The organism is Burkholderia sp. BCC0398 (assembly GCF_902833245.1).
GTDB classification, from domain to species: domain Bacteria; phylum Pseudomonadota; class Gammaproteobacteria; order Burkholderiales; family Burkholderiaceae; genus Burkholderia; species Burkholderia sola.
Genome location: NZ_CADFEM010000057.1, coordinates 1 through 383 on the forward strand (window position 1 = coordinate 1; position 383 = coordinate 383).

Sequence of the window (383 nt, forward strand, 5' to 3'; positions counted from 1 at the left end):
CCGTCGGTGCGGCAGGCGAGCCAGCAGCACCGGATCAGCATCACGACGGTGCTGCATGCGTATCTGCTGCTGGAAAGCCGCGGGCTGCTCGAAAGCCGGCCGCAGTCCGGCTATTTCGTGAACCTGCGGCGCGACGACGGGCACGCGCCGGTGCGCGAACTGCGGCCGTCGAAGCCGATCGCGATCTCGTCGTCGGTCGACGTGAGCCGGCTCGTGCTGTCGACGCTGCGCTCGATCGGCACGGACGACGCGGTGCCGCTCGGCTCGCCGTATCCGGACCCGAGCCTGTTCCCGTTCGAGAAACTGAACCGCTACGCGTATGCGGCCGGCCGCGACAAGTCGCTGTGGGGCGTGACCGACGGGCTGCCGCCCGGCCATCCGCG

Annotated in this window: 1 pseudogene; it reads left to right on the plus strand. The window is 70.5% G+C overall.

Annotated elements, in window-relative coordinates:
• Positions 1 to 383: pseudogene (locus HWX76_RS36485) on the plus strand (GntR family transcriptional regulator); the annotation flags it as partial.